Annotated in this window: 13 protein-coding genes and 1 tRNA gene; 5 read left to right on the forward strand and 9 right to left on the reverse strand. The window is 32.9% G+C overall.

The features are described 5' to 3' along the window. Positions 1-512 precede the first annotated feature (512 nt). Together gloB and rnhA are read right to left on the reverse strand one after the other, a co-directional pair. Positions 513-1,280: a hydroxyacylglutathione hydrolase gene (gloB, locus tag CIPSTX3056_RS02440; protein ID WP_072666535.1), complete on the reverse strand. Its 768-nt coding sequence runs from the start codon at positions 1,278-1,280 to the stop codon at positions 513-515. A 794-nt stretch (positions 1,281-2,074) separates the two neighbouring features. Beyond that, positions 2,075-2,584 (reverse strand): ribonuclease HI, encoded by a 510-nt coding sequence (gene rnhA / locus CIPSTX3056_RS02445; RefSeq protein ID WP_072666353.1) that lies wholly within the window; start codon positions 2,582-2,584, stop codon positions 2,075-2,077. Positions 2,585-2,690: 106 nt separating this feature from the next. Between rnhA and dnaQ the strand changes: the two genes are divergently transcribed. Together dnaQ and CIPSTX3056_RS02455 are read left to right on the forward strand one after the other, a co-directional pair. Next, positions 2,691-3,389: a DNA polymerase III subunit epsilon gene (dnaQ, locus tag CIPSTX3056_RS02450; protein WP_414835987.1), complete on the forward strand. Its 699-nt coding sequence runs from the start codon at positions 2,691-2,693 to the stop codon at positions 3,387-3,389. Positions 3,390-3,486: 97 nt separating this feature from the next. Then, a tRNA-Asp gene (locus tag CIPSTX3056_RS02455) sits at positions 3,487-3,563 on the forward strand. A gap of 476 nt (positions 3,564-4,039) precedes the next feature. On the opposite strand, the gene rplI is transcribed toward CIPSTX3056_RS02455, so the two are convergent. The 4 genes from rplI to rpsF are packed head-to-tail and all read right to left on the reverse strand — an operon-like array spanning position 4,040 to position 5,489. Further along, on the reverse strand, positions 4,040-4,492 hold the full coding sequence (rplI, locus tag CIPSTX3056_RS02460; RefSeq protein ID WP_072666355.1) for a 50S ribosomal protein L9: 453 nt from the start codon (positions 4,490-4,492) through the stop codon (positions 4,040-4,042). Positions 4,493-4,535: 43 nt separating this feature from the next. Beyond that, positions 4,536-4,763, reverse strand: coding sequence for a 30S ribosomal protein S18 (rpsR, locus tag CIPSTX3056_RS02465; RefSeq protein WP_072666356.1), 228 nt, complete (start codon positions 4,761-4,763; stop codon positions 4,536-4,538). A 4-nt stretch (positions 4,764-4,767) separates the two neighbouring features. Beyond that, entirely contained in the window at positions 4,768-5,091 is a 324-nt protein-coding gene (gene priB, locus CIPSTX3056_RS02470) for a primosomal replication protein N (protein WP_072666357.1), read from the reverse strand. Positions 5,092-5,093: 2 nt separating this feature from the next. After that, entirely contained in the window at positions 5,094-5,489 is a 396-nt protein-coding gene (rpsF, locus tag CIPSTX3056_RS02475; RefSeq protein WP_072666358.1) for a 30S ribosomal protein S6, read from the reverse strand. 1,155 nt (positions 5,490-6,644) lie between these two features. Between rpsF and CIPSTX3056_RS02480 the strand changes: the two genes are divergently transcribed. From CIPSTX3056_RS02480 to speD, 3 genes are all read left to right on the forward strand, one after another. Beyond that, positions 6,645-8,600, forward strand: a complete 1,956-nt coding sequence (locus tag CIPSTX3056_RS02480) for an exoribonuclease II (protein ID WP_072666359.1) — start codon at positions 6,645-6,647, stop codon at positions 8,598-8,600. Positions 8,601-9,604: 1,004 nt separating this feature from the next. After that, entirely contained in the window at positions 9,605-10,456 is an 852-nt protein-coding gene (gene speE, locus CIPSTX3056_RS02485) for a polyamine aminopropyltransferase (protein ID WP_072666360.1), read from the forward strand. Between the two features lie 28 nt (positions 10,457-10,484). Next, positions 10,485-11,282 carry an adenosylmethionine decarboxylase gene (speD, locus tag CIPSTX3056_RS02490; protein WP_072666361.1) on the forward strand — a complete coding sequence of 266 codons (798 nt, stop codon included), beginning with the start codon at positions 10,485-10,487 and terminating at the stop codon, positions 11,280-11,282. 1,773 nt (positions 11,283-13,055) lie between these two features. On the opposite strand, the gene purD is transcribed toward speD, so the two are convergent. From purD to CIPSTX3056_RS02505, 3 genes are all read right to left on the reverse strand, one after another. Then, entirely contained in the window at positions 13,056-14,369 is a 1,314-nt protein-coding gene (gene purD, locus CIPSTX3056_RS02495; protein ID WP_072666362.1) for a phosphoribosylamine--glycine ligase, read from the reverse strand. A gap of 702 nt (positions 14,370-15,071) precedes the next feature. Further along, positions 15,072-16,658 (reverse strand): bifunctional phosphoribosylaminoimidazolecarboxamide formyltransferase/IMP cyclohydrolase, encoded by a 1,587-nt coding sequence (gene purH / locus CIPSTX3056_RS02500; RefSeq protein WP_072666363.1) that lies wholly within the window; start codon positions 16,656-16,658, stop codon positions 15,072-15,074. 2,945 nt (positions 16,659-19,603) lie between these two features. Further along, on the reverse strand, positions 19,604-20,356 hold the full coding sequence (locus CIPSTX3056_RS02505) for a 1-acylglycerol-3-phosphate O-acyltransferase (RefSeq protein WP_072666364.1): 753 nt from the start codon (positions 20,354-20,356) through the stop codon (positions 19,604-19,606). Between the last annotated feature and the right edge of the window lie 1,105 nt (positions 20,357-21,461).

Raw genomic sequence — 21,461 nt, forward strand, 5'->3', positions numbered from 1 at the left:
GATAATATGTACTATATATTTGTTGTTCACATTTATTAATCGCATATTTTTCTGAACTTACTAGATGACTAAACAAAGACTCCTGGTGCGGATAAGAAAATTTTTGTCCTGCCATATTAAACACACAACGTTAGGTCTGTATTAATCAAGCTCAAAAGGATAGTATATATATACTGAAGTAATATATACTGAAGAATATATACGTGTAACACGTATGACATAAAACGTACAAACTGATCTTAGTATATCATAAAAAGGGAGTGAGTTAATATCAAATTATCTTTCTTTATATAATCAAAGGCTGTGTTTTTGCTAAACAAGTCAGTTATCTGCATACCCAACCAGCTGATTCGATTTTATTTTTTCAGTAAAGACTTTACATATCCTCTTGCAATAAGCATATTGATGATCATACATCATACTTTTAAAAAATGAACAGAACAGTTTATGTATCCATCTGAATAGATAAATGATAAAACGTCCATAATAATAAGGTCGTCTGAATCTAATACTTATATGCATTCTTGAAACCGATCTTTTTTATAACGCAATAGTTTAAATACCTGACTGTCATCTAATTGCAAACCACCCATGTTAACTATTTTTTGTACTCCACTCTCTTGAGTTCTGAGAAAAAGATTTATTTTTCTCTCATGTGCTAGTGTAGTTGGTAAGGTGCTTATATTCTTGGCGCGTAATCCTTGTACGCGACAATAATACCGCCTGATTTCAGGATCGTCTGGGTATAGTTCATGCGAAAACATTAGATTTGATAAAGTATATTCATGCGAGCTACATATTAATGTGTCATCTGGTAATCGATTAAGATTGCTTACAGACTCAAACATTTGCTGTGAGGTCCCTTCAAAGATTTTTCCGCACCCTGCAGAGAATAACGTATCGCCACAAAATAAGTAAGGATAGCAAAAATAAGACACATGCCCTAAAGTATGACCCGGTGTGCTAATCACTCTAAAATTCATGTCTAGAATATTAATTCTATCTCCATTCTTAACAAGCATGTTAGACCCATGCTGGTGAGTCTCAAAGGGCCCAAATACAACCAGATTAGGATAAATAGTTAATAGTCTTAAGACACCACCCACATGATCATAGTGGTGATGTGTCAATAGGATAGCTTGAGGCTGCCAATGTTTTTTTGTCATTAATTCCACCACAGGCGTAGCATCACCTGGGTCAACAATAAGACATTGATCTGCATCGTTATTTAAAATCCAGATATAATTATCCCGGAAAGCCATAACGCTTGTTAAAATTATATTTTGTGATTCCATACTACACCATAAAAAATTATCCCATATGAATTTTCATATCTAAAATCCATGTAAATAAATACATCCAATAAATCTTTTAAAGACTGAGCATATCTTCACTGAGCAATGATGTAGGTGTAGATATTGATTATTTATATTTAAATTTTATATTAATATTATTGCTATCACCTACCTGATAAAAATCAGTGACCGCAGTGTGACTAATAGTCATGATAATAGACATTATTATGATTTCTTAATCTTAATTATTATCATAATCATGAAATACTCAAAAATTATCATAGATATAACAAGAGTTATAGTTCATGGAGTTATACTGCGTATAGTAACCCTGCATACTAAGACAGTTTATATTATAAAGATATACACTGTCTTGTAATCAATGACCTTTATCACTTCATCAGCTCTAACTTTTACAAAAAATCAAGCCCAATTTAATCAAAATTATTTTTTTAAAATCATAGTATCTCAGAATTTATAATCACATAAATTCTGTTAGTCTACAAAACCAGCCTATGACTAATAAAGTAGAATGTAAATTCTACTTTATTCTTACTATAAGCTCTGTATTTTAGTTCAGTATCATCTAACCTGGAATGTCTCTCCATGCATTGTCAATAAAATTCACCTTTTATCTGAAAATAACGTATTATCTTAACGCTAGCGTTTGATAGAATGAATTATTATATATAATATAATATCTTTACAATATGCTAGGTATATTATGCGCATATGCATGATTAATACCACTATCTATAGTAAACCACTCTATAGAATATTTATATAATATCATTATCCATGCTAATATCTAATGCAGAGGATCTAGATTGCAGTTGATAGCCAAAATCATATAAGGTTGGATTTCCTGCTGCAGTTCTAGCCATTTCGTCACAGCGCTCATTATCTATATGACCAATGTGCCCTTTTACCCATTTCCAGGTCATATGATGCTGAGTTATTGCCTTTTCCAAGCGCTGCCAAAGGTCAATATTTTTTACTTTATGGTTGTCGACAGTTTTCCATCCCCGTTTTTTCCAATTACATATCCAAAGAGTAATACCTTGTTTTACATATTGACTATCCGTGCTAAGCATGACGATACAAGGTTTAGTTAATGCCTCTAATCCTGCTATTGCTGCCATAATTTCCATGCGATTATTGGTTGTTAGATAAAAACCACCACTAAAGGTTTTTTCATGCCTTCCATAACGTATGATCGCACAATAACCCCCCTGACCTGGATTGCCCAAGCATGAACCATCAGTAAAAACTTCTACCTTTTTAAGCATTGCCGGAAGACTCCGTTATAGTATAATGCAAGGCCTAACATAAATAAGCCTAATACAGAGAATAGATTCCATGCGTCAAATTATACTTGATACTGAAACTACTGGTATGAATATCATTGGTCCCCCTCATGATGGGCATCGCATTGTTGAGATTGGAGCCGTAGAAATAATTAACCGACGCCTAACCGGAAACAACTTTCATGTTTATATAAAACCAGATCGTTTAGTAGAGCCAGAAGCATTTCGTATACATGGGATTTCTGATGATTTTCTACAGGATAAACCAACTTTTGCACAGATTGCTGATAATTTTTTAACTTATATTAAAGGTGGGGAGCTAGTGATCCATAACGCTTCATTTGATATTGGTTTTATTGATTATGAGTTTTCTCGATTGCAGCGAGAGATCCCGAAGACTGAAACCTTCTGTAAAATCACAGATAGCTTATCCATAGCTCGCAAGTTATTTCCTGGCAAGCGAAATAATCTAAATGCGCTCTGTACACGTTATGCGATAGACAATAGCAAACGTACACTACATGGTGCGTTGCTTGACGCAGAGATTTTAGCAGAAGTGTTTTTGATGATGACCGGGGGTCAGACAGCGCTACCTTTATCCATACAAGAAGCATGTCATTCAAGAAAAAATAGTAAGCATAATCCTAAAGAGCCTCTTCGTTCTATTAAGCTTTGCGTAATTCATGCGACTCCGGATGAAGTAATCGCTCATACAGAGCGCCTAAATTTAGTAAAAGAAAAAGGTGGAATCTGTCTGTGGAATCTTAATTCCATTATAAAAAAATGATAACATATCGCTATTTGTCTATATAAAATTATTGACGAATATTCTAATCCATTTTATTATGATACATAGAAGATTTAATCGATGTGTTAAATAACACGGAGCGGTAGTTCAGTTGGTTAGAATACCTGCCTGTCACGCAGGGGGTCGCGGGTTCGAGTCCCGTCCGTTCCGCCATTGTTAAGAACCAGCCATCCATAAAGCATTGCTATCTGTAATAACCATCTATTTTAGCTCAGGATGATCAAATTAGCTTAGGATTATAAAATTTCACATCAGAGCCTGACCGTATCTAAAACCGTATCTAAAAGAGATACGGGCAGGCTCTGATGTGAAATTTTATAAAAATATAAAGGCAAGTCTAAGGCTCAACACTGTATAGATCAACGATTGCGTCTTGAGAAAAATACATAAGATACTTCTGAAAATTTTAATTTTTGTTTTACATTACAGATATATCTTATCTGTACAATGATAACAACCCCTAGTCTAGCAGACAGTTATTATAATATATACAATAAAATCTTTTCTTTGAGTGAAAGAGAGAATATCTTATTAATCAGAAGCTACCTCCCTTAGGTTGTTCTGTTTTTAATAAAGAGACAAATCAAAAATTAAATTTTTCAATAAAACTGAAATAAAAATAATTATTTTTAAACTTTAGGTATTATATTAACAATAAGTTTAGCAAAGACTTCGCTATGCACCTGAAAGTGCACTACGTGTTCACCAATTGTGCGCAATACACCATGTGGTAAACGAACTTCACTTTTTACAACTTCTACGCCGGCTCTTGTGACAACTTCAGCGATATCACGAATACCAACAGATCCAAACAATTTACCTTCGCTACCTGCTTTAGACATGAGTGTCACTATTTTTAATTCATTAATTTTCTTAGCGCGTTGATGAGCTATAGAAAGAATCCTGGTAACCTTTGCTTCTAATTCTACACGCTGAGTTTTAAAAAATTCAATATTTTTTTTTGTGGCAGGTACAGCCTTGGTATGTGGAATTAAGAAGTTACGAGCATATCCCGATTTAACATTGACCTGCTCCCCAAAACTACCTAAATTCACTATTTGATCGAGTAAAATCACTTGCATAACCTATAGCCTCTTCCAAGTACTGAATAAATAGTTATGTTATTTACTGATGGTGATCAGTATATGGCAGTAAGGACAAATAACGAGCTCGTTTTACTGCGCGAGCTAGCTGACGTTGATATTTTGCACGTGTACCAGTGATTCGACTTGGTACAAGCTTACCACTTTCTGTAATATAATTTTTTAACACAGCAATATCCTTATAATCAATCTCTTTTATCCCTTCGGCAGTGAAACGGCAGAACTTACGACGACGAAAATAACGTGCCATATAGCTAGTCTCCAGACTCTATGAGTTCAATCTTTTTAGCATGTAATACAATTTTATACAATCCATGACGCCCTTTATGAGAGCAAAGAAAGCCCTGAACATTCAACAATACACCCATTATTATGCATTGGGTTATATTTTTTTGGATCTGACCACTAATAACTATTGGCAGCCAGCACCAAACTCGCCGACTACAATCAGCTTCTATATGTCTTGAACGATGTTCAAGCACAAATTGACAATGCGGTACCCCTGAAGGACTAACTGATCTCCTGGGTTCCTTGTACACAGTTCCAGACAAAATCACCAAATTATCTGTACCTACCATGATTACCCTTCAGTATGCCTGATTTCTATATCATGAGCTATTTCATTGGCGCTATCGTTGCGGTTCTCTCGGCGGTCATCTTTAATTCTAACCATTTGAGATGCTTCAGTAACTGCTTTTTTCATACGTATAACCATGGCTCGAATAATAAAATCATTAAATCTAAATTGACTCTCTAACTGATCAACAACTTCTTGTGTCACTTCTATGTTCATTAAAACATAATGAGCTTTTTGTAATTTATAGATTGGGTAAGCCAGCTGACGACGCCCCCAATCTTCTAATCGATGCACAGTGCCTTTAACTGCGTTAATAAGATTAGAGTATCTCTCAATCATGCCGGGTACTTGTTCACTTTGATCAGGATGCACCATGAAAACAATTTCATAATGACGCATAAAATAGCTCCTTATATAGATTTTTCAGCCTCGCAAGGTCGACTGCGACCTCAATAGAGAAACAAGGAACAGGGTTAGCAACATTACGAGTATAGAATATAGTCTAATTAATCTGTAAATTATGTATCTATCTTTACATGCATCTCTTTGTACTAGATACATCTCATAAGTATTAGTTTGTCGCTAATAATAAAATTATTTTCACTACTTGCCTGTAAGTTGATTAAAAAGACTGATAATTGTAGCATATCACAAGTTATGAATAATAAGCTTCAACCTTTAATCTATATTTTTAATAACTACAATTAACTTGTATTCATTGTAGTTATTCTCTACACACAGGAATCTATACGATATGTGATATGCATAAAATATGAATGTAAAAGCCCACTAACGAGCAATTACGAAAAAATCAATTCCTTATGTATATAATAAAATAGACTGGGATGATTCTTTAACAACATACTTGCTTTTTACCTCGCTGTTGCTTTTTTATTTATTTTAAATAACCTAAGTTTTATCAATCGCCGTTTTATCAATCGCCTATGTTATTCTGCATTTTTTATTCATGTTATCAGCCATAACCTATCAGATAAGCAACTACTATTTCGACGAATATCGCAGCAAATACAGTCAGTATATACAATTATATATGTCCTTCTTAGGCACTTAGCAATAGAAACGTAAATGATTAACAGAATATACTTCTCTAAATAATCTTGCACATTGTTCAAGGGCAACAAAAAGAACATATTAACGCATAAAAATCTTTAAAACCATGTGAAAAACACCATATGGTGCATATTGGGCTGAATGATATGATCTATTAAAAAAATTTAACATAGTTAAAAATATAGTTAAACGTAAGACTTTAAGACTTATCTAATATACTTGAATAGCATGCTCACTTGAATAGCATACTTACATTTGTAATTGCTATACTTACTTGGTTACTCTACAGTATAATAGCTTGTAAGGCTAGTTGTAAGACTATGGTAATGTATAAAAATATTCCAGTACCCTTCTTACAGACATTCCATCGTTAAATCTAAACAGTAAAATATACTGTATATTATTTTATCGAATCGTGCTTTAAAAAAGCTATCTCCTATGATATCTTATGTGCTTGTAAAAACCCATTAAATCTATTTAATCATGCTACAAGATAACCCACTATTAGTACAGCTAAAAAACACATTCCAATCAAAACTTAGGTATGTAGAGGGTGTAGTAAAAGGCACTTCAAAAGGTTTTGGCTTTTTAGAGGTCAAGCCACAAAAAAGTTACTTTATTCCGCCACCATATATGAAAAAAGTTATGCATGGCGACCGCATCATAGCGAGCATTAAGAACGAAAAAGATCGTCTTATTGCTTATCCAGAAAAACTGATACAACCTTTTCTTAAACGTTTTATTGGACGAATAGAGAAAAAAAATAACTACCTATTTATTATACCGGAGTGCTTCCTGCTAAAGCAAGCGATCCAGTGTAAACCAAATATACATTTTATGAAACATACTTTCCAGGAAGGTGATTGGACAGTAGCAGAGATGCTACATCATCCACTCACAGGAAGCCACAATTTTTTCGCTGAGATTATTGAATTCATAACCAATGAAAAAAACAACCTAGCTCCATGGTGGGTTACTCTAGCGCGTCATAATCTTGAGCGTGAATCGCCTAATATAGAATCCCCAACAGAAATGCTAGATGAAGCTCTAGAGCGTCTAGATCTTACCAAAATGCCTTTTATCACTATCGATAGCGCCAACACTGAGGATATCGATGATGCATTATACATAGAAGATATCGGACGGGGTAATCTCAAACTTATTGTTGCTATTGCTGATCCAACCGCTTATGTATCTGTTGGTAGCGCAATCGACGCAGCAGCTTCTGAGAGATCATTTACCAACTACCTACCTGGTTTGAATATTGCAATGCTACCGCGCCACTTATCACATGATGTCTGTTCTTTACGCCCAAACAAGAGACGACCAGTTCTAGCTTGCCGAGTTACGATTTCTCCTGATGGGGAACCTAATAACGATGTTCAGTTCTTTGCTGCTTGGATTACCTCCCAAGCTCAACTGATCTATAACAATGTTTCTGATTGGTTAGAGAATCCTCAACAAAGCAACTGGCAACCAAAAAATGCGATTATTTCTAAACAAATAAGTCTACTAAATCGACTGCGTCTAGCACGTAACCAATGGCGAAAAGAACATGCGCTTTTATTTCCGGATCGTCCAGACTTTCGTTTTTTATTAGACAAAACAGGTGGCGTTATAGATATTGTTGCTGAGCATAGACGTATTGCAAACCGTATTATTGAAGAATCAATGATCCTTGTAAATATTTGTGCCGCTAACTTGCTACGTGATACATTTGGTTTTGGTATATATAATGTTCATCTTGGATTTGATCCAACCCATAGAGAGCAAGCAGCCAGAGTACTAGCTAGTTATGGTATAAACGCTCATCCAGTAGAAATAGCTACATTAAACGGATTTCGTGTACTACGCCGACAACTAGATACTCAACCAAACCAGTTTCTTCATACTCGTATTAGACGCTTCCAGCTGTTATCTGAAATTAAGACTACCCCCGGTCCCCACTTTGGCCTAGGACTAGATGTTTATGCCACCTGGACATCTCCTATTCGAAAATATGGAGATATGGTCAACCATCGCTTACTCAAGGCTATTATTAAAGGTGAAAATGGCGTTCGCCCTAGCACCTCTCTCACAACAAAAATGTCTGAGCGTCGCCGGCAAAATCGTATGGCCGAGAGAGACATAAGTGATTTACTTTACTCACGTTTTTTACAAAAATCAGCTGGTAGCACTAAAAGATTCACTGCTGAAGTGATTGATGTATTAAAAGGTGGTATACGTATTCGCTTGCGAGATAACGGTGCAGTGGCCTTCATTCCTTCTTCATTTCTTTCAGAAGAACATGATGGACTGATTTTCAGTCATATTCATGGCCATGTAAAAAATAACAGTATAACACTTTACCGCGTAACCGATATTATAGAGGTTGTGATTGTAGCAGTAAGAATAAACACTCGTAACATTATTGCACGTCCAGCGCCAAAACATCCATGATTAATACTCATCAAGAAGCGTAGTATATCTATACTGATAATTGGTATTTTGATACAAAAGGCTGTGCATTAGCATCAATCGCTGTGTTTTCTCAAAGAGAAGATTAGATAAAAATAAGGTCTCTGTAGGTATTATGTAAATTTTTACAGTTAACCTCAATTATAAACCATCTTAATAATATTAAGACCTTGATCTTTTTGGAAACTCTTAAGGATTACAGACTAGTGCTTGGTTTTTTAACCAGACATGTGTTCTGAATTCTTCTATAAACGCAAATCTATCTGCAAGAATTTTCCTAAATAATATGGAATGATAATATACCTAATGTATAACGCACCTTGTACGACTTAAAGAACTCAGAAACGATTAATTAGATCGTTGCATCATACACCTAAACTCTCTATCATTATTAATGATATATCTATTATACAATATAATACATCTAATATTCTAAAGCATTCCGATAATATGAATTGTTATATCTCATGGATCGCTGTCTCTTTGTATTACAATATCGATACTATTAGTGTTTTAGCTTTCTAACTGGGCTAGTTTTGCAACAGAGACATATATAGTGTCTATTATTTTTAATAGTATTACGAGTTTATAACACTAGTTTAATAACATGCTTATCCCATTCTAAAAATAAGAGCTGTTAATTATCAGCATCATTATAGATCAGGCTTCGTTATATCTGTATAGTAAACAAGCTCAATTAGAGTCATCACAAAGAATAGTTTTTTATTGATGATGCTATGACAAAAATATTGTATATCAAGCTATCATACTAGAAAAATATTCTATAATGGAATGATTACACTAAAATGCGCTTAAAATCTTTATACAGATCTTAGGACTTAGCCTGATTAGGAGGTTTATATTATACAATATAAAAGTTTTCTAGGCGCGCACTACTTCTGCGTAGCGCATATCTACTAACTCTTACCTAGACTGATATATAGATATTCTATACATATTCTTTTGGTAATAGAGGGCAACCTGTTATGAATGCTAATAATATATGGTGTGAAACGCTTTACTCTGGAATAGGACAGCACTTTTCTATTAATAAAACCCTCTATCATGAGAAAACTAATTATCAAGATTTAATGATTTTTAAAAACATGACCCTAGGTCGTGTTATGGTGCTCAATGGTATAGTACAAACTACTGAATATGATGAATTTGTATATCATGAAATGATGTCGCATGTCCCTTTGCTTGCTCATGCTGCACCACGTAATGTATTAATTATCGGCGGTGGGGATGGAGCTATACTACGTGAAGTCAGCCGCTATAAAAATATCAAACAAATTACAATGGTTGAAATAGATCACAGTGTGGTAGAAGTATGCAAACAGTATTTGCCGAAGCATAATGCTGGTGCTTATAAGGATTGTCGGTTAAAACTTATCATTGATGATGGGGCTCATTTTCTTCAAACAAGCAATGAAAAATTTGATATCATTATCTCTGATTCTACCGATCCGATTGGACCAGGAAAAAACCTCTATACCACTGATTTTTATCAAGGATGTCGCAATAACTTAAATGATGGTGGTATTTTTGTGGCACAAAATGGTGTCTGTTTTTTACAACACAAGACTGCAATTGAGAGTTATAAAAAACTTAAAAATTATTTTAGTGATGTTAGCTTCTATCAGGCTACTATCCCAACCTATTATGGCGGTATCATGATTTTTTCTTGGGCAAGCAATCACTCTGCACTACGTCAGATCAAGATGCATACCTTAATAAATCGATATACAAAATCAGGTATCCATTGTCGATATTATAATCCGGCAATCCATTTTAATAGCTTTGCTCTTCCACAATATTTATTAAATATGCTTTAATACTAGTTAGTATTTTAAGGAAAATAACTTGCAAAAGTTAAAACTACATGGCTTTAATAACCTAACAAAAAGTCTAAGTTTTTGTATCTATGATATTTGTTATGCCAATACCAAAGCAGAACGTGACGGGTATATTGCATATATTGATGAGCAATACAATGCTAATCGATTAACTGAAATTCTTAGTAAAACCTGCTCAATTATTGGTGCTAGCATACTAAGTATTGCGCGTCAGGATTATGAACCACAAGGCGCTAGTGTTACTATGTTGGTAAGCGAGGAATTGATTGACCCACGTGATATTGATACATCTGAGCACCCCGGTCCCCTGCCAAGCTCGCTAATTGCACATCTTGATACAAGTCATATATGTGTTCATACTTATCCGGAAAGTCATCCGGCAGGAGGTTTATGTACTTTTCGTGCTGATATTGAAGTATCTACTTGCGGGGTCATTTCACCATTAAAGGCCTTAAATTACTTAATTCACAAACTTGAATCTGATATTGTTACTATAGATTATCGGGTTCGTGGTTTTACTCGTGATATAAATGGAATCAAGCACTTTATGGATCATGAAATTAACTCAATACAAAATTTCATGTCAGAAGACATGAAAGCCATGCATGATATGATGGATGTAAATGTTTATCAAGAAAATATATTTCATACTAAGATGCTTTTAAAAAAATTTGATCTTAGGCATTATCTTTTTAATTCTAAACTAGAAGACTTAGGCGCGCAAGAGCATAAACGGATTACTAATCTACTATGGAAAGAGATGAGAGAAATCTATTATGGTCAGAATATTCCATCTATTAGCTAAAGTGTCAGCGATTCTTCATAATACATTTTGTGTTACTTTCTAACAAGAAGACCTATCAAGGTTATACACTCATTCACTAATTTAAATCAAAACACGCTCTTGTATTGCAACACTCATCATTACAATATTTTATTATAAAATGTATTATTTTTTTGTGCTGATATTATATATAATAATATTTATTCATCAATATTCATCAATCTATAGTAATAATCAGTGGTTAAATGACTCATTGATAATTTATAAAACCAGTATATAAAATATTATATACTGGCTTTACTTTTAATAAGTTATTACCTAAGAGTATCTCCGTTAGTTAACTTTCATTGGAAGATTATCAGAAGATTCTATTAATAGTTATTTTACTACATACCACTAAATTCACAATTATTGTATCATTGAACTATGAGTCATAAATAATAGGTATGAATGTATTCATATCTCAAGTACTAAGATGTATGTCTCATGTATATCATGATCCTAACCTGCTTACTAAAATCATCCTGTCTTATCTAAGACTAGAAGAATAAAATTCTCATTTTATTCTTGATATCTGGGATCGTTTAGTGTTGAATATTAATTCATGTAGAAATACAACTATCATATCTACGTATATACCAGTAAAAGATGAGAAGATAATTTTAATAGTGATAGTATGTTAGATACTCACGATAGTTATCTTTGTAATTTTAATATTTTCGCCTTATTACGATTCTAGTTTGATTCAGAACACCATAAAAATAGAGATGAAAATCCAGCTTCTTACTCACACCTATCTTGAGTATTAAAAATCATTTAACTAGCCTGAACCGCATAAAACCTAAAAAATCATATGAATAATAACTACAGTCATTCATAGCACTATCTCAGCATTGCTTTTAGCAATCACATAGGCATCAAATAGTGCGCGCTTTCTTAAGCGCTCTACAAAACTGATTATTCTGTCAAAGTTTTTTTGAATACACTGAATATATTAAGAACAGTTCTTTAAATGCAATCCATTTCGAGCTAATTTTTTAAAAAAAAGAGTGGATTGATATATTCTTAGTCTATCTCAATCTTTTAAAATTTAGTATATATTCTATATTAGTATTGATATTCGATTAACACGCGGACACGCCAGATATAATCTCTAAAAATGCTATTACATAAAAGATTTAATGCAAGATTTTGGTTGTATTTTAGAACAGCGTACGATGCAAAAATATAAAATTATAAATTGTATTAAAATAGAATTATCGTAAGATCATTTATCTATTATGATAGACATATCATGTATAGAAATTGATAGTAAGATACTATATAAAGCCAATAAAATAAAATCCAATATTTTTCTATTTTCTTATCTAATAATTAGATTAGCATGTTTTTTATTTTAGGAATGTAAAATTATTAAAATTGTTCTCTCTCTAAAGGTCGTAAGTACTAATATCTATTATGATTGCTAATAATAGGTGATATCTAAATAACTAGATTACTAATGTTTGCAGATATATATAAAAATACGTTTGTATTTATAGTACTGTCATTATAAAGCATAGTAACTATACAATAGTACATGAACTACTCTAATCATGGCTATGTTGAATAGATAAGCAAAAAAACTTAAAATAATCTAGATCAATTAGTGTTTGTTAGATATTTCTTGACCCCTGATACATGCACTGCCTAGATATGGCATAACTCTTAATTATTATCGTCTTAATATTGTATTGTAAATAAAATTTAGTGGAACTATTTTTTGAAAAATCACCGCTTAACTACACACACAAGCTATAGAAAGCAACCCTTGTTGTTTGTTTTTAGAGTTACCTCTTCTATAGCTCGAGAGGCAATATCTGTACGGCAAAATTTATCTTTCCAAAAAATCATATCCGCTATTTGATAAGCATGATGCCTGGCTACAGAAATATTTTCCCCTAATGACGTTACGCATAACACACGACCCCCATCGGTAACTATAGCACCATCCTGAAATGCAGTACCAGCATGAAAAACTTTGCAACCTAAAGTCTCTGAGCGGGGCAGACCATTGATCCTATAACCTTTAACGTATTCTCCAGGATAACCGCCAGAAGCAAGAACCACTCCAACTGATGGACGAGAATCCCAAATCGCATATCTCTGGTCTAGTTCTCTATTTATTGCCGCAAGACACAAGTCTAGTAAATCAGATTTTAAACGTAGCATGATAGGCTGGCTTTCTGGATCACCTAAACGACAGTTAAACTCAATAACTTTGATCTGATGATCCCGATCAATCATTAAACCGGCATATAAAAATCCTGTATAAGGCGTGCCTTCCGACATCATGCCATGTATAGTAGGACGGATGATCTCGGTCATAATGCGCTGATGCATTGCATCCGTCACCTCTGGTACTGGAGAATACGCCCCCATTCCACCAGTGTTTAGGCCAGTATTGTTATTACCTACTCGCTTATAATCTTGAGTAGTGGCCATTGGTAAAATATTTTTACCGTCTACCATGACAATAAAACTGACTTCTTCACCTTCAAGAAATTCCTCTACTAAGATACAGTTTCCCGCTGGGCCAAATGCGTTCTTACATAGAATGTTCTTTATTGCTGCTTCTGCATTGTTTAATGTATTAGCAATAATCACTCCTTTACCAGAAGCTAATCCATTAACTTTAATTACAATAGGTACCCCTCTTTCACGCACATACTGCAGCGCCGGCGAAACCTCAGTAAAATAATTATATGCAGCTGTTGGAATACCATGACGAACCAAAAAGTTCTTAGAAAATACTTTTGACCCCTCTAATAAAGCTGCTTCCTGCGTAGGGCCAAAGATTTTGAGACCGGACCTAGAAAATATATCTACTATACCGAGCAATAAAGGTGCTTCAGGACCAACAATTGTGAGGTCAATCTCTTCCGTAATCGCAAAAGATAATAATTGTTTCAGATTAGTAGACTGAATAGGTATATTGTGTAGCATAGGTTCTAATAAAGTTCCGGCATTACCTGGTGCAACAAATATTTTAGTTACTAATTTGGATTGCGATATTTTCCATGCCAATGCGTGCTCACGCGCACCACTACCGATTACTAAAATTTTCATCTTTAACTCGTTCTGTCTCTACAGCACTGTAGAGTAAATTCAATATTTTAATCGCTGAAAATAATTTTTTTTCAGAGAAACTTGACGGGGTAAAAGATTTTTATTCCTATCTGCTGGATATGCGCTTTTAATAATAACACCATTAAACATATATCTGTGCTTTTTTAAACTTTAGATTGCAGATAATAAAATAAGATACATCTCAACATAAGTTAAATTGCTAAATATTATAACAATATCCAATTAATAGTGTTATTAATAACGGTTTTTACTCATAATTACTCTATAGTTAGAAATTTCTTGATACAATAGCTGAGATTACAATTTATAGTGTATGTATCTAATTTACGAGAGCAATTAAAATGTCATGTGTAATGTTCATAAAATGCTTCTGAATCACACCATAAAATCGATACTAGATATATATTTTCTACTCTATGTTGATATTGTTTTCATATCAAAGCCTGCAAAATATTGGTTACTCATGCAGTGCGTTTTTCGTAAAAATGACCTTATATTTGAAAAATAAAATGGCCATTTTACATGAAACTTATATTTAATAATTAAAATTAAATATAAGTATATAAAAATCGACTATAGACTTCTGCTTACTTTATAAGTAAGCATGGATAATGATAACAATTATCAAAATATCATTTTATTATCAATTCTTAATACTATCACTAATTCAAATAGTGATAATTAATGACGAAAATTACGCATATCAGTAAATATCATAGCCATACCATATGCATCAGCTGCAGCTATGATTTTATTGTCATTGACAGAACCCCCTGGCTGAATCACACAATGTACGCCTTGAGCAGCAGCAATATCAATGCTATCACGAAACGGAAAAAAAGCATCAGATGCTATAACCGATCCTGCTATTTTGAAACCTGCTTCTGCAGCCTTCATTGCAGCAATTTTTACTGAATAAACACGGCTCGTCTGACCAGATCCGATACCGATGGTCCTATTATTACGCCCATAGACAATGGCATTAGACTTAACAAACTTTACTACCTTCCAGCAAAACAGTGCATCACTTAACTCCTGCTGGGTAGCCATGCGCTGACTAACAGTACGTAATTGGTGCTTATTAATTAATTCAACATCACGGTCTTGAACTAACAAACCACCCTGTACACTTTTAAAATCTAAAGCTGTTTTTTGAGCATGCCATTGCCCACATATTAGAACACGAAGGTTTGTTTTAATGGCGGTGATTTTTAAAGCATCAGCGTTCGCAAATGGAGCAATGATAACTTCTACAAATTGTCGATTAATAATTTCCCGCGCAGTGATGGCGTCCAGAGTACGATTGAAAGCAATAACCCCCCCAAAAGCAGAATTTGGATCAGTTTTATAAGCGTGTATATAGGCATCAGCAATGGTATCACCTAATGCCACACCACAAGGATTAGCATGTTTGACAATGACACAAGCTGGTTGCTCGAAGGATTTGACACATTCCAGAGCAGAATCAGCATCACTGACATTGTTATAGGAAAGCGCTTTGCCCTGTACTTGTTGCGCAGTAGCTACTGACGGGTCTGTGTTTATGTTTTTTACATAAAAAGCTGATAATTGATGACTATTCTCGCCATAACGCATATCCTGTTTTTTGATAAAACTTAAATTCAAAATATTTGGAAAGCGATCAGGTGGTTGTACAATCTTGTTATTACATTGTGCTGCGAGTCTTTTAAAAAAATCAGCAATTTTACTATCATACTCTGCAGTATACTCAAATGCTTTTATTGCTAAACGAAATCGAGTATCCTTCGTAAGTGAGTTATTATGTATCTCTAATTCTCTGAGAATATCTCTATATTCGCTGCTTTCTATTACAATGGCTACATCTTTATGATTTTTAGCAGCAGACCGTACCATCGCTACACCACCGACATCAATGTTTTCAATGGCAGAGTCTAGTGTACTACCGTTAGATGTCACTTGAGAAAATGGATATAGATTCACAACAACCATATCAATAGGTAAGATGCCCGATGATATCATTAGACTATTATCTTGATCACGACGACCTAGGATGCCACCATGTACTTTAGGATGAAGTGTTTTGAGACGCCCACCCATCATTTCTGGTACTCCAGTATAATCGGATACTTCAGTAACAGATAAACCAGAACCAGATAAGAAACGAGCAGTACCTCCAGTAGAAAATATCTCAATACCTCTCTGCAATAACGCTTTAGCAAATTCAAGAATGCCAACTTTATCAGACACACTAAGCAATGCTCGACGTATAGGGCGATACTGTGTCATATCACTTACGTTCCTTATAATGAAGTATATATATTTCAGATATTATCATGATATAATGAATATTATAATAATAAGCCATTTCTTATTATGAAGAATAGTTATGTCTCTATATGCGGCCTATTACAACTCTACAGACATAGCTCAATTTAAACCAAAATCAGATGTGTGCGTTATATCCTCATTATAATGTAATTAAAAGATTTTATCTTTACCATTCAGATAACAACAAGGTAAGTAAAATATCGAAGAGCACATAATAGCCCAAACTCTAGCATCAATGCTAGAAAATCTTCAGGTGTTAAGATCACTCCATTAATTATGTGTTTTATTGTAAAATACACCTACTGTCATTTGATATTTATATAGATACGCCTATACTGCATGTTACTAATGTTAACTATACTTTTTCTCCAAGAGGATTATATAGAGATATCATTTCTATAATTATAGCAGATTGCTATCTGGCTACTAGCAACCTAATCATTGAAGAATAGTGTATTCAGTTCAGCACAATAAACTATTGATTACTACTTGTACCGTTAAACTTAGGTTGAGCTCAATATGATAAATATGATCTGCATTTTAAAAATAACTTGAATCTCAATATATTTCATAAGATAAAAACGTTATTTACAAAATCAGTATAACTATATAGTCTTTACATTTATCCAAATAAATAGATCATGTATAATCTATAATCAGATAATAACTAAATAGGATGTGTAGTTTCTGTACTATATAAGATATATCTATTTATACAGAATATAATCAGTACATCTAATTGAATCTTTCAAATACACTCAGTCACAATGAATTATTGGACAAAAATTGTCACTGTTCAAAGATAATCTTCTTAGAATAGTTAAAAGTATTAACTTACCATCTAATTAAAGGTTATATTGAGATCAACTATTTATTTGTGAGATTACCACTATCAGTATTACGGATTCAGGATTTGGAATGATTCATCTAATACAAATTTAGTTGATGATATTTGAGGTTTTATCTAAAATACACAGATCGTTACGATGAAAATCCTCACTCCTTTTACTAAAAGCGTTATAGTGTAATACACTATCTTTATAACTTATAAGGAATGGATAACGAATGATGAATCCAGGAGCTAAATAGGAATTCAAGCTATTATTTTATCTATATCAAGGCTACTCTATATTTTAATGATATGAGGAGAACTATTAATAATACTTTAACCTATCTATTAATAAAGATTTATAATAATCTTAGATGTTCAGAATTGTCATAAACATTTTCGGGAATGATTGCACTACAAACTGATATCTATTCATATATATTATAACAAGATTCCCCTTACTATCAAGGTTTGTTTTATAACAACAGGAATAGCGCAGCACGGTACTATAAAACTCTATATTTTTAAAAACCCCAACTATTATCTTTATGTTTATACTGATCACATGCGGTTATAAGAAACCTATATAGTTAGTATGTTGTTTGATTTAATACTTTTTATCTATTTCATAAGATAGATAAAATATAGATCGCATGCCTATGATACACTATATAAATCGGTAATTTATAAGAAAATATTATCTAACATCTCAATATACTATTATTAGAGTATATTGTTTACTTAACAAGAATCTTTTGTATGTCGATAAACTCATATGTTCTGCTAGAGAAAATTAGCAACATAATATTAGAAAAAAAATTGTCTTGACAAAATAGTGTCAGCGCTTTTGTTACTGAACTACTTCCGTTAATCAATCGCTAATAATGCACGTTAAAATTTTTTAAAATACTTAGGTACATGTCAGTAAACTTCTATAAACCCCCTGGATTTACAGCTGCAAGAAAAATTTTAAGCTACACAAAACTATTGTTAACACCAAAAAACTAACATATAAAAGCTGAAACAATAATCCTAAATATCTTCCGAATAAAGTAGACTCTTACGACTCTTAAAGACTTTTAAAAAACAACAAAACATTACTTAATTAAACGAAGACCTATTTTACTGCTCTATGCGTAATCAAAATACGATGAAGGTGCCATAAAAACTATTCCTTAGATATTTATAAAAATTCCATTACCTATGGATCCAATACTAAATAATTTTTCAATAAAGCTAGAGATAGATGTTATGACAAACATGTGTTATCTTTCAGTCATGCAATGTATGGTATGTGTATGATGCTTTTCTAATATTCTAAAATCATGCACGCTTCTGCCCGTCCAGAAGTAATACAGCATAGTTTGTCTTAGCAGTAACACATAAAGCTCGTATGAATCATAGAGCAATTCGATTGTACCATGTAAGAGCAAGTATCACATTGAGACTGAGCAAGGCTACGCATATACTTGTATATAGGAACTTCAATCTGCATATGCAGGGCTACTCTATAAGTTTGTAACAAACTCCTTTAGACATTCAAGCTATCATAACATGCAGTAACTAATATTTTTATTTAAAAAATTTTAACTATAAATCTGTACAGATATTATGGAATAATTTGTATTAAGCGATGCTTGTCATGAGCATTGCAAATCAAACATCCATCTACAAGATTCTATTAAAATTCAGCAAGATACTTTAACTAATGATAAGACACTTTATATGATTCTTAAAAAGCGCTCAATGCTCAGAGATATGCTAATGTGATAATACATTACCTTCACAGTAAAACTGTTATAGCAATATGACTATAGAGTTCAATTTCTTGACTTAAATAGGTTGCGAAAGAGACATGCGATTTCATAGAAAAATATTAATAATTTATGATAATTATCATTATTCATTAGTATAATTATTACTATACATCTTAAGATGCTTGTATTTATTTTGATAAAATCATCGGAGAGCATGTTTCATTGCGTATCACAAATATCCGAGTATTAGCAGATATAATAAATTTTTGTAGAGTAAATTTTATAAACACTCATAAGGCGTTAGTTAAAATTGAAAATTAGCTAATTTTACGAATTTTCCTCAATCGATTTTCTTGCATTTCAACCTCAGTATTCAATTCATCTAACTTTTTTAGCATTACATCACGGCAATCATTAGCTAGTTTTCGCACAGATTGGTTAGTATAGTAACGTGTATCAATTGGGGTAAGCATTTCAACGATCGACAAACCATTACTAAGTCTATTCAGCTTAATTTTCTGATGAGTATTGGATACTACTATTGGAATAATGGGTACACCGGCCTCTATAGCAGCATAAAATGCACCTATTTTAAAAGGCAGCAGACCACGACCATAGCTACGCGTGCCTTCTGGAAAAATCCAAAAAGAAATTTTCTTTGTTTTACACTGAGAAACTAAGTCGACTATGGTATTATATGCTTTAGTGCCATTTCTTCTATCAATTAAAAAATTACCGCTAAGCCAATAGAGAAGACCAAAGAACGGTATCCATAGCAGGCTAGTTTTACCAACTGTCACAGTAGTTGACTGCAACATATTAGCTGCAGTAATCATATCAAAGTTGTTTTGATGATTACATATATAAATTGCATTCGGATAATGTTCAGCCCCTTTTGGTTTGCGTAATTGAACCTGAAGACCAAATATTGGAGCAAGTCTGCCAAATAAACGACTAAAAATAGCTACATGACGTGGATCTCTTGGCTTAAGTAAGCAATATATACAACCAAAAAAACACACAAATATCGAATATATTATCACTATAACAGTACGTAATACAGCAAGCATCTGATCTTATCCTTTCATTCTAAGATAATAACTCCATTTTTTTAACATAAAAAGATTGCTTGCTTATGCTTTTAGAGCAGTAATAGTTTTTACATCGATATCCCTACCGATGAAACAAGCAATATTAATTAAATAATACAACTTATATATTTTCTTTATTATAAAATCTATATTTTTGTAAAAATTATATAGTCATATGCCTAATGCATATCAATATTTTTATAAGTATAGATTGTGTATTGAAAGAAGATATACTCTTATTGTAGAATATATTTCGCCTGAATCTTAACAGGCGCGATCGCTATTTTTTTGTATTCAGCGCGTTGTAAACCATTCAGGAACTTTTGACTATTACAGATTTCATACGCGTAGTAATACTACTTTTAGTAGTATTACTCACAAAGATATCTGTATCGAAATAACAGGATATCATTAATAAAATGACATACCTATTATCTCTAAAAATCGTTAGTCTTTCAAAATCTAATAATCTAATAATTGTATAGCTTATCTGGTTGTAACAGTATTAACTGTAGACATATCAACCCCATAGCACTTAACTATGCGGAGAAAATAAAAATATATATCAACACAATATTAACATATAACAATATTAATATATAAATAAGATGTCACATCAGAAAATATGGGCGACTAAATATTGTCTTGTTATTCAATTATAAGACAAAGTTAGTGTGATATTAAAATATCCAATACAAACCGGAGACCTCGGTAGTTCTTAAAATGAGATTAAACATACTACAGCTGATTGTCTATGAGAGAAAAAATTAAGAAATTTCAGTCTGTGAAATAAAAGTAGTTTCAGTGAAGGACGGATTTGTTTATCTATTGGCACAGATAAGAGATTGATTAAGTAATAAGAATTTTATACAGGTAAAGACTATCTGCGTATATCCATGACCAAAGCACCTAAGAAATAATTACAAGTCTATTTGATAACTGATCGGTCGATTTCGTGCATTGCCTGCATTGCCAATACATACATTACAGTGTCTTAAAATAGTTATCAAACGTGCACAATATTACGTACCATCTATGGTTCTTGCGAGCTTATATCAATAATTCTTACCAGTTTTTAGTGTTT

It is taken from the genome of Candidatus Erwinia haradaeae (assembly GCF_900698965.1).
In the GTDB taxonomy this organism is placed as follows: domain Bacteria; phylum Pseudomonadota; class Gammaproteobacteria; order Enterobacterales; family Enterobacteriaceae; genus Erwinia_E; species Erwinia_E haradaeae_A.

Excerpts from the sequence above, each read along its gene's own strand:
- rpsR (WP_072666356.1), bottom strand. The coding sequence starts at position 4,763 with ATGGCACGTTATTTTCGTCGTCGTAAGTTCTGCCGTTTCACTGCCGAA.
- speE (WP_072666360.1), top strand. The coding sequence starts at position 9,605 with ATGAATGCTAATAATATATGGTGTGAAACGCTTTACTCTGGAATAGGA.
- rpsF (WP_072666358.1), bottom strand. The coding sequence starts at position 5,489 with ATGCGTCATTATGAAATTGTTTTCATGGTGCATCCTGATCAAAGTGAA.
- rplI (WP_072666355.1), bottom strand. The coding sequence starts at position 4,492 with ATGCAAGTGATTTTACTCGATCAAATAGTGAATTTAGGTAGTTTTGGG.
- CIPSTX3056_RS02480 (WP_072666359.1), top strand. The coding sequence starts at position 6,645 with ATGCTACAAGATAACCCACTATTAGTACAGCTAAAAAACACATTCCAA.
- purH (WP_072666363.1), bottom strand. The coding sequence starts at position 16,658 with ATGACACAGTATCGCCCTATACGTCGAGCATTGCTTAGTGTGTCTGAT.
- dnaQ (WP_414835987.1), top strand. The coding sequence starts at position 2,691 with ATGAATATCATTGGTCCCCCTCATGATGGGCATCGCATTGTTGAGATT.
- CIPSTX3056_RS02505 (WP_072666364.1), bottom strand. The coding sequence starts at position 20,356 with ATGCTTGCTGTATTACGTACTGTTATAGTGATAATATATTCGATATTT.
- rnhA (WP_072666353.1), bottom strand. The coding sequence starts at position 2,584 with ATGCTTAAAAAGGTAGAAGTTTTTACTGATGGTTCATGCTTGGGCAAT.
- purD (WP_072666362.1), bottom strand. The coding sequence starts at position 14,369 with ATGAAAATTTTAGTAATCGGTAGTGGTGCGCGTGAGCACGCATTGGCA.
- priB (WP_072666357.1), bottom strand. The coding sequence starts at position 5,091 with ATGGTAGGTACAGATAATTTGGTGATTTTGTCTGGAACTGTGTACAAG.